General features: G+C 41.7%; 5 protein-coding genes. All 5 read right to left on the reverse strand.

All coding sequences use genetic code 11. The annotated features are described in order from the left end of the window. Position 1 precedes the first annotated feature (1 nt). Positions 2–1,558, reverse strand: coding sequence for an amino acid permease (locus tag Q8R38_06915; protein MDP3791754.1), 1,557 nt, complete (start codon positions 1,556–1,558; stop codon positions 2–4). Continuing rightward, entirely contained in the window at positions 1,539–4,250 is a 2,712-nt protein-coding gene (locus tag Q8R38_06920; GenBank protein MDP3791755.1) for a calcium-translocating P-type ATPase, SERCA-type, read from the reverse strand. The genes Q8R38_06915 and Q8R38_06920 overlap by 20 nt, the downstream gene beginning before the upstream one ends. Position 4,251: 1 nt before the next feature. Next, positions 4,252–4,824, reverse strand: coding sequence for a TMEM165/GDT1 family protein (locus tag Q8R38_06925; GenBank protein ID MDP3791756.1), 573 nt, complete (start codon positions 4,822–4,824; stop codon positions 4,252–4,254). A gap of 169 nt (positions 4,825–4,993) precedes the next feature. Then, a complete protein-coding gene (locus Q8R38_06930) occupies positions 4,994–5,242 on the reverse strand; it encodes an antitoxin (GenBank protein MDP3791757.1) in 249 nt (82 codons plus the stop codon). 408 nt (positions 5,243–5,650) lie between these two features. After that, positions 5,651–11,194 carry an inositol monophosphatase family protein gene (locus tag Q8R38_06935; protein MDP3791758.1) on the reverse strand — a complete coding sequence of 1,848 codons (5,544 nt, stop codon included), beginning with the start codon at positions 11,192–11,194 and terminating at the stop codon, positions 5,651–5,653. Positions 11,195–11,408 lie beyond the last annotated feature (214 nt).

Below are 11,408 nucleotides of genomic sequence, written 5' to 3' on the forward strand. Positions count from 1 at the left end.
TTTATGATTTATGAAGCTCACTATTTCTTATACCGTAAGTGAAATATACTATCAACCCCACAATAAGCCATATAATAAACCTGATCCATGTCACACCCGGCAATCCCGTCATAAGAAATATACACGCGGCAACACCCAATAACGGCGTAATAGGATTTAGCGGAACTTTAAACGCGCGGTGCTTGTGGGGCTCTTTTACCCGCAATATTATAACTCCAAAACAGACCAAGGTAAACGCAAAAAGCGTCCCTATATTTGTAAGATCGACCATCTCCTCAATATTGGTAAACGCGGCAAAGCACGCCACTACAGCGCCGGTGAGCATCGTCGTGACATGCGGTGTCTTGAATTTCGGATGGACATGAGAAAAGACCTTGGGCAAAAGCCCGTCGCGCGACATCGAAAAGAATATTCTTGCCTGGCCCATAAGCAGTACCAGCAATACCGCTATATGCGCCGCGACAGATCCGAACGCTATGATGCCTGCCGCCCAATTTAATTTTATATGCTGCATAGCAAGCGTAAGCGGCTCGGCCTTTTCGTGTGCCAGTGTATCTTTCAATGTATTAAACGGTATTAACCCTGTAAATACGCCCGCGACGATCATATAGATTACCGTACAAACGAGCAGAGATCCAATAATACCTATAGGTAGGTCGCGTTTCGGATTTTTCGTCTCCTCGGCCGCGGTCGATACCGCGTCGAATCCTATGTACGCGAAGAATACTATAGCCGCGCCCGCTTTTATCCCAGCAAAACCGTTAGGGGCAAATGGGATCCAATTTTGAGGTTTTACGTAGAACACTCCTACAAGAACAAAAAATGCCAAGACGATAAGCTTGACCGCTACTATGATCTCGTTAAATCTGGAGCTCTCCTTGATGCCTCTGACTAAAAGCGCCATAAGTGATATTACTATCAGGAAGGCCGGTATGTTGCAAATGACGGGCACTCCTAAAAATATGGGCGCGTTATGCACAGCCTGCCATGTGCGCTGTAGCCCGGGGTCCAGTTGTTCAAAAGGCACCCCCTGACATAACAGAGCCGATGCCTTTTCGAAACCCTTTAACGCTGTCCTAAAATCTATCGTAGACCACGCCGGCAGTATAATGCCAAAACCTTTTAAGAATCCGACAAAATATCCCGACCAACTTATAGCGACAGCTATTGCCCCGACGCCATACTCAATCATCAGATCCCAGCCTATTATCCACGCCACTAACTCTCCAAATGTGGCGTAAGAATATGTATATGCGCTTCCGGATATCGGAACCAGCGCGGCCAATTCCGCGTAGCAGAGCGCGGCAAACGTGCACGCTATAGCCGTAATGCCAAATGATAATATTAGCGCCGGCCCGGCGCCCGGCCGCAACGCGTCTCCTGCGGCCGCCGTTCCGACGGTCGCGAAGATACCCGCGCCTATTATAGCGCCCATGCCCAACAGTACGAGATCAAAAGCGCTAAGAGCCCTCTTTAGCCTCGTCTTAGGGTCATGCGTCTCGGCTAATATTGAAGTAAGAGATTTTATTTTGAATAATTTATTTGTAAGATGTTTCATGATTTTTATCCATAGCAAATTTCCATATCTCCATTGCCCATAATGGAAATGATGAAATAACTATGACAAGGGTCCAGTCCAACAGCCCCAGCGGTTCCGTCTTAAATACCTTCTGCAAGATAGGCACATAGACTGCCGCCATCTGCAGCAGGAATGAGATAAATGCCGCCAATATAAGTTTCTTGTTTGTAAAAACCCCCAGTTTAAAAATGGAGACCGTCATACTTCTACAATTAAAAGAATGGAATAACTGACTGCAGGACAACACTATGAATGCCGCGGTCCTTGAGCGCTCTATGCTCCCTTTTTCTATAAACAACACAAAAGCAAACGCGGCTAAACTGCAAAATGCAATGAACGAACCCTGGCCCAATATCAAAACCGCCTTCTCTTTGGTAACTACAGCCTCGGTGCTCTTGCGCGGAGGCTTCTGCATTATCTTTGGATCGACCGGATCTACCCCCAGCGCCAAAGCAGGAAGGCCGTCGGTAACAAGATTTACCCATAATATATGTATAGGTAATAGCGGTACCGGAAGACCGATAATAGAAGCTGTAAACATCACAAGTATCTCACCCGCGTTACAGGAAAGAAGATAATGGATAAACTTTTTTATATTATCATAGATGCCCCTGCCCTCTTCGACAGCCGAAACTATCGAAGCAAAATTATCATCCGTCACTACCATATCGGAGACTTCTTTGGTAACATCTGTTCCTGTTATGCCCATCGCAACGCCTATATCCGCTTCTTTGACGGCCGGCGCGTCATTAACACCGTCTCCTGTCATCGCGACAATATCGCCGTGCCTGCGCCAGGCGCGCACAACTCTTAGCTTATGCTCCGAAGATACGCGGGCATAAACAGAGATGCTCTTCACTTTTTCATATAGAGCGTCGTCACTTAATTTGTCGAGCTCCTCGCCGCTTAAAGCTATGGGCCTTTCGTCAAAGATCCCAAGTTGTTTTGCGATAGCGACCGCTGTATTTTTATGATCGCCTGTTATCATCACTGCCTTTATTCCCGCTGTCTTACATTCATGTATGGCTTTTTTTACTTCATCGCGCGGGGGATCTATCATAGCGAAGAGGCCGACAAATGTAAGGCCGCTCTCTATGCTTTGTGAGTCAAATTTATCCGGAATACCGTCCAATTTTCTGTAACCTACCGCAAGCACGCGCATCGCCTGGCTCGCCAGCTCATTATTCATATTACGAATGATAGTCTTATCCTGTTCTGTCAGCCTTCTGGACAATCCGTTCTCTTCTATACCGGCACAATCATCCAATAATATATCGGGAGCACCTTTAACAAAAGCGGCCAGCCCGCCGCCTGACTTGCGGATCATCGTCATTTTTTTGCGTTCAGAATCAAATGGGATCTCATCAACAAAGGAAAATTCTTTTTCAAGACGCTCTTTCCACATATCGGCCTTGGCCGCGGCGGTTAAAAGCGCTCCTTCGGTAGGATCGCCCACAATTTTATATGTGCCTTCGCTTTGATTAAGCGAGGCTCCGTTACAAAGCACTCCACAACGCAGTAACATTTCCAATTCACGATATTCAGAGATCTTCACTTCTCTTTTGTCAAAAATGATATTACCTTTGGGCTCATACCCTATGCCTGTTATATCGAACAGTTTCCCAAGCGTGTATGCTTTTTGCACGGTCATCTCATTTTTTGTAAGAGTGCCCGTCTTATCTGAACATATTACCGTGGCACAGCCTAAGGTCTCTACCGAGGGCAGTTTTCTGATAAGAGCGTGTCTTTTAACCATCCTGTGGACACCCATCGCAAGCGCTATTGTTACCACCGCCGGCAATCCTTCCGGTATCGCCGCTACGGCCAAGCTCACAGCAGTTAAAAATACATCTATTATTTTGCCGCCGCGCAGCCATTCCAGCAGGAATACAAAACCAACAAGCGCGAAGCATAAAAACACTATCCACTTGCCAAACTCTTCCAGTTTTTTCTGTAATGGTGTTGTCTCCCGCGCGGCACCCTGCACCATGCCCGCTATCTTACCCAATTCTGTACGCATGCCCGTATAAGCAACCAGCGCCCTTGCCTTGCCGGACGATATCGAGGTTCCCATATATACCATATTGGCTCTATCGCCAAGCGGTACTTCCTTTTCATTTAAAACATGTATCGTTTTTACTACAGGGGTGGATTCTCCGGTAAGGCTTGCTTCCTGTACGCTGAAATTGGCCGTCGCCCACATAAGACGGCTGTCCGCGGGAACACTGTCCCCGGCTTCTAATTCTATAAGGTCGCCGGAAACCAGCTCTGAAGAAGGGATAACGCCATGCTGACCATCGCGAATGACTTTAGAGGAAGGGCTCGACAGTTTTTTCAGCGCGGCCAACGATTTTTCAGCGCGATACTCCTGAATAAAGCCGAGTATGGCATTCAATATGACTATGGCTACTATAGCAAAAGCGTCTACCCATTCCTGAAGAAATCCGGAAACCAAGGCCGCCCCTATCAGTATCCAGATGATGAAATCCTGAAATTGCTCTAAAAATATAGCAAAAGGCCCTACGCCTTTTTTTTCAAGAAGCTGGTTAGGGCCGAAATCAGATAAGCGTTTCTTGGCTTCAGCGACGCTAAGGCCTGCGCTAAAGTTACTTTTTAATACTTCGGCTGCTTCCTGATAAGTTATATTGTAGAATTTTGTTTCGATACTCATATTAAGCGCCTTCCTGGATTAAGACTCTGTACGCGCTGATAATGCCGAACAATATAAAAACTATCGCGGAAAACCATTTAATAGCTTTTTCAGGCACATGTTTACGCATCACTGAACCAACGATTATTCCTATAATATTTGCGGCTAACATCGCGAGTGTCGCTCCCATCAATACACTAAACATATCTCTATACTTGATTGAAAGACTCATAGTTGCAAGCTGTGTTTTGTCACCCATCTCGGCAAGAAGGAAGGCTATCCCGACCGTAGCAATCGGCCCAAGACCGGAACGCTTCTTATCCTCATCCTTAATTTTATCTTTCTTAAGAGTCCATAGCCCGAATATTATGAAAGATAGCGCCGCGATAAGGGAGATGACTTTTATAGGCACGATCGTGATCAGGATCTGGCCGGCAATAACCGCTATCGCATTACACAGAAGGGTTGCCAGAAATATCGCGATGAGTACTTTTTGTATACTGTATTTGGCAGCGAAGGCCATCGCAAGAAGCTGTGTCTTGTCGCCCATCTCCGCCAAAAGCACAAGCATGAAAGATGCTACAAATGCCGTCATAAATATGTCCTTATTGACGGCTATTTTATCATTTAAGGGAATTTATTACAAGAGTATATGGAACAAAAAATCCCGAATTTCACTTCGGGATTTCTTGTTTTTGTTGAGGGGCTGATTTATGCCTTTATATAATACGCTAAGTGACAAAAGCTTGTTTTGGAGAGGCCCACTAGTTCGCCTGAGCGATCCGATGGATGACTTCGGATATAAACGTCTGATATCTAATACCCAATTGCCGTGCTTTATGTTTGATATTCACAAGGTCATGACTATTTACACGGATGTTTAAAACCGCGTCCTTCTTCCTTGCGGCTATAGCATTAATGATCTGCTCATATTCTTGCTTCTCTACCGGAACAAAATGCTCAAGACTATCTTCGATGGCCTGCTCTTCTCTGGTTAATTTAATCTTTCTCATAATGCCTCCCCTTCTTGTAAAGTTTCATTAATTTTCTACTTGGATATATTGTTTTTAAAAATATTGTTTCTCCTTCTGTAACATACGGCACAGCCCATAAATAGCCTTTGTGCTGATAAATAAGTATCTTTTGATTTTCCTTTGTGGAATGCTTACGTATATCAATTAGCTTAGAAGCGATAATTTCTTCAAACGAAACGCCTCGCGTTCGTTTCAGTCTTTCGCTCTTAAGAGTATTCCATTGAAGTTGTTTCATTTGTATATACATATTGTATTACAAAATTGCTTTAAGTCAAGAGAAAAGTAAGAGAGGTTTATTTTAGAGAGCTACCCGGACATGCATGTGTGCTTAAAAAATGTCCGGCTTGTAAGGCCGGACATTTATGTCTTTTTCAGAACAATAAGAAATTATGCGGCTTCTGCAAACTTATGTGCCGCTTCGTGGAGAAGTTCAATTCTTTCACGCTCGACTATACCGCAAACTTTGCCGAGAGCATCTATTATCTTTTTAACTATTTCAGTTATGTCGAAAGTAGTAACGCCTTGTAAGTCAGTAACAGGGTCACCGTTGACCTTGAAATAATAGTATCTTGCCGTATGAACCTTAGTTCTTATATCAGCGATTGTGTCAGCGTAGAATATTCTTTCATTCTCTGGCTTACCTTGATTTAACTCATCTATTAATGCCCTTTGCCTATCATTGGTAGCTATTACAGCGACTCTCATGCCGGATTTTACCAGCTTTGGTAGGAGCACTCCTAATCCATTGTCAAATGTAACTTGTTCCGAAAAAATGAATGTTGCCTTGTCTTGCTCAATAACATTCTCTATTTGTAGAAGGTGCAATAACTCCGCGACAAAATCGGCAACTTTTGAATTATTCTCATGCCACTCCTGTGGAAGTATTTCTACGGCTTTTCTTACGGCCGTGGCTAATGATTGCGTACCGGGTAAAAGCTGTCCTACGACTTTTGGATGCCCAGCAACTATTTCTAAAACTTGGTTATCTTTTAAAGTTTCCGATCTGAAAGGTAATATATTTTCCCCGTTAATTTTAACAGCTACTCCTCCTGATTTTTCAACAAAATAAGCACCTGCTGAAACATCCCAGATAGGACGTTTTGCATCAACATAAGCCATTGGATTTTCTCTTCCTCCCATTGCAACCATAGATAAGGCCATACCTGATGACTTACCAATACGATCTAACTTCAAGCCTTCAATATTCAACGATCCAGTAATGTCTCTATAGACTAGCACCGTGCGCCCATTAAAATTATTTTCGGATTGATCAAAGCTTATTTGTTTCCTATTAAAAGCGGCTCCTTCTCGAATTTCAGAAACAAAGAACCCGTTCTCTAATTCAGAAGCCTCAAAGATAGCGCCTTTCTTACCACTAATAACTTGTTCTGGAGCAATAAAAAATGCTGCAATCACATCACCATGATATATTAATGAAAGGACACTCCCAAAATAATTACTGGCAGGATTAATAAACTGACGGGTACCATCGATAGGATCAATAACTATCTCAAATGGTGAATTATGATTTCTTTGATTAATACTTTCAATTCTTTTCCCTAAATTTCCTTCGGTTTCCTCTGCTATAACTCGAAAAGGGAAGCCTAATTGTTTCTCTAATTGATCTAAAATATAAGTCTGGACTTCAAAATCAGCTTCAGTAACAACTGATTGATTGGCAGATTCTTGCCCAGGCTTATATTTAACCTTGACGTTAGCTTGAACACGCCACTTATTTATAATCATTCCTACATCTAGCATTGTTTTTTTCATTACTGGCATCGCTGTAGCAAGTTTTTCCATCACCTCGGAAGGCAATTTTTCGCGAGACCTGGTTTGCGGTGTTAAACGCGCACTTTCATTAGAAGCTAAAAATTTTAATTGATTAACCGCAAACAACCACGCACCTACGCCTTTTTGTCCTGAGAGCAAAGATGCAGCAACCACATGTGGATTATCAGTATCAAATCGGTCCAACGAAATTCCTCCTTCGCGATTAATCAGTATTTCACCATTTCCACCTGTTTGACCTTGGTCATCTAGCGTAATGAAAGGCTTTCCTTCCAGTAATTCACCAAATTTTTGAATAGAGAGGCCCTTATTAGCACCTTTTGGCTTAATTTCAATGCTCTCGCCCGACCAAGAAAATTCTACTTCAATTTTTCTAGACGTAAAGAAAGATAAAATCTGCGATTCCAAATGGGATATAAAGACCTTGTCTAATCCTACTTCATTAGCACGTGGGATCTGAACTGTTATTGTTCGCGACTTGAAGATAATAGCAGCAAGATCTTGATAACGCACCTGATATTTATCTCGATAGTAATCATTTAATATCGGGAAAATAGTTTGATAAAAAGCCTGCTGAGATTCTGCCGATCCAACTGGAGATGAAGCACCAAAATCATAAATAATGTTTGGGTTGCCTACATTAAATCCATAACTAGAATCTTCGGGGAAAACATCTATATAATTCAAGGCCCATTGGTCAACTCCTAAGGCTGCTCGAATTCTATCGACCACTTCTTTTACATCTCTGGCACCACCGACTTGCTTCCCTGAAGCATTAAATCTTCTAAGACTTGGATTAATTTCATAAGCACGGGAGGTGGTAAATCCAATGCGAACCCGTCCTTTCAATTTTTTTGCTATATTTGATATTGCCTCATCAGGAACAATTCGGTTTTCATCTGTCAGCGAGTAATCAATGTCTGTCAAGATTCCATACCAGCTACATTGCTTAAGATTTTCAAATCGGCTATGATGATTGAACGCATTAAGAATTGCTTGTTTAAGTTCGTCTTTACTTATAGAGGACTTGCTACCCAATACAAAATGAATATCTGGCGCAACCGTAAATTCCAACATTCGTTGGGTGTAAAGCGCGAGTCTGACCTCATTCACCTCAAAGATCATTGGTTCTTTTATCTCGGAATGTTCTTTCACCCATTGCTTCAGATTTTGCGTTTCTTCTTCATTAAGAGCCGATAGCGTATTCACATTAATTTGCCCCAAGGTAACAAATACTTTAGCGGCCTTTCCTGCTTCCGGAACTTTCCACTTCAGATCAAATCCTGCTTCCATGAAAGACTTTTGAAGATGACTTAACCCGCCTCCTTCTACCTCCCCTACTAAAATGATGTTACCTTCGCATCCATCACTAAAGGCAACTTTCTTAAAATGTATTTTGTAACCTTGAGCCATTTCAATGGCCTGAATAACTTTTTCAAAATCAACCTTTGACAAATTCTCTTCCTTAACAGGCTGATCTTGAGACCTTAACATAGCTCCCACAGTCGCATGCGAAAAATCGCTATTAATTCTAAATTTACCGTTAGTAACAGCGAGGATCTCTTCTCTCCACCTCGTAAGAATGTTTCCAGATGTCCCAGTTATAGGATGTCCAGCCACAACAGTTGCTCCATAATTCGTTTTTGCATTTTTCTTGGTTAGCTCTTCAACTTTGGCAAGGTCTAGGCCCAGGATTTCAGCATTCCTTTCCTTCGCTGGACGGACACCTTGCTGCTTCTTTTCAAAGGCATCGATTAAAGCAATTGCTTTTGAATGGGCGTCGCGAATCACTGATCTTTTTGCTTCGTCACTCTCAATGGATAGTAGCGATCGAAAAACCCTATCAATCTCTCTTCGAAAATCTCCAATGACAAACATGGCACTAATTTTTAAAAACTCAAGCTGCTCTTGTGCGCCAGTTTGACTTAATTCGGGACTTATTGGAAAGTTTTCGCCTGTCAAAAACATTCTAAGATTTTCTAAAAACTTATCTGTATTTCCTTCCCTCAAATCTGATATTACCAAGTCCCATTGTAAGCCAACCGGTAATACGCCACTGTCATTCTTTTGAATGAGTCGGATACAGTTTACGCTTTCCGCAAAAAATACATTTGAAACATCTTGAGCTCCTAAGATATCAAAATAACCACCTAATAGCCTGAGCTTCTTTTCGATTTCTCGTAATGGCATTCTGCTATCTCTTATTGCTACCGTAGGAGTATAAACATCAGGATAATTTCTTTCCATCGTATATATATCTTTTTGAATTTCTGAATATAAATCGAGGATTTTAGGCATAAGCGTCATTGATTCTACGGCCAAGGATAAACTAACTAAACGAGATAATCTTTTCCGGATTTTTTCAGGAGCTATAAGTCCATATCTATTTGTTTGAGTAAATTGCTGTGAATGATTTCCAAGGATAGCATGGATGGTCGCCTCGTCTTTTTTCTCTTCCATTAATACATAGTTCTTATAATTCCATTCTAGTCTATGGAGCAAATTAGCTGCTAATTCATTCATATCCTCTGGACTATCTAGATCAAAATCCTGCAAAAAGAGTTTTGGAATATACACCACTAATCGTGAGCGACCAATGCCGATGGGACGTGCGACTTGATTTTGACTATCTACAAATAGAATCGGCATAGGAGAATCGACTTCCACTATAGTAATCAGGCTTTTAAGCCACCCGATCTTATCAACGAAAGTATTTAGCTCATCTGTCAATCCATCGGCTTTTCTCTTGGCTACCCACCACTCAATAATACCAAGCGCTTTATCTATTTTTTCTTTGGCTCCCGGGGCTTGTGATTCTACTAATCTGCCCTCTCCTAGCCTTGTAGTCTTGGCGAATATTGAATCATTGCTTTTGTAAAGATAAGCCATAGGCCAAGATGCGGTTGATCGATCTCCCCTTATGCGATAAGACTGGCTGGGTTTTGTTAACATTAAATTATTTTCAAAATTACTATCACGGAAAATACCCTGAATAATATTTTCAATGAAAGGCTTTGCCTTTGGCGATTCCCTGCCTTCTTTAAAAAGAATGCCCAGCGCAATAACGTATTTTTCTGGCTGAATGTCTTCTTGGCTACGCCTTCTTATTAGTCTTCTATTACCCAAATGTAGCCTGTTTCTAAGAATTCCCCATATTACATCTGATGAAATAGCTTTTAATGCCTCGGCTTCTCTTCTTGTTTCAGATATTTCAGCTTCCGTGAATACAAAATCGTTGGATAATTCTTTAATCAAAATATCGAGAATATCCTTGTAATCCGGATGCGTTTTTCCATCTTTCAATGCTAGCCGCCAAAGATCGCTCGATGTTTTATGTGCAATGAGCTCCTCTAATTCAAGAGCAAGACTCCCCGTATTTTGTGGTTCTTGTGCCATCGCATAATCTCTATTCATTACATCTGGATGCATGGCAAAAGTAAGGCTTGCAAATTCGTTAGCTAAAGATTGGTTTGTGATATTATTGCTCTGTTCTATTTGTTGCTGTATTTGGAGATTGTCTTTTTCAAATCTTTCTCGCATCGATATTATAAAAGCGATTATTTCTTCCTCGGTAGTTAATTTTTGCCCTTTAAATTCCTCATCAAATAATTCCTTCGCCCTTGTTGACCGCGCCCTTATTTCATGAAGTAAGCGGCCGATTATTTTCTTCCTTCCTTCTTTTGAATCTTTTTCACTTTCTAAGGCGAACACGGTAACATAGGTGCCTGCGTGGCCCCATGCTTTTTGTCCATCAAATATCGGCAGTTCATTTTCATTTTTTACGAATATTATTTGAACCTTCCCGCCAGCGGAAGCAAGGGTTGTTTTAAGCCTAGTGAGCATACTATTAGCGCCACAAGCATTTATAGAGCGCATAAATTCTTCTTCAAGATATGGGATAGCCGAGAGACTTTTGGCTCTGCCGGAATTTTGCTTTATGAATTCATCGATAGGTTCTTGATGTGAGGCAAGTCGTTCTTCCATCAAATTGTGCATTTCTTTGTAGACTTTTGGATTGCCGGCAAGAGGAGCGAGGATGTCTGAATCAGCCAAAACGACTGTGCTGGCGTAAAATAGGCATACCAAGACCATTGCTATAGGCTTTAATAAAATGCTATATCTCTTTCTATATCCAACCATAGTACACACAGTATATCACGCACTAAATACAGGGCAAGATTAAATAACTTACTTTTTTATTACTTAATATTTATGTATTGTTTCCCACTCGTGGTGACTGGAATCGAAGTTTTTAGTTGTGTTTTTTAGTCGTTTATAATAATAGTGTATAATTGCAGTTGATTGGAGGTGCTGATATGAATGATAGCGGTGTAGTCTATAGTTTACGAAAGAA

It is taken from the genome of Candidatus Omnitrophota bacterium (assembly GCA_030695905.1).
In the GTDB taxonomy this organism is placed as follows: Bacteria; Omnitrophota; Gorgyraeia; order 2-01-FULL-45-10; family 2-01-FULL-45-10; genus CAZHPY01.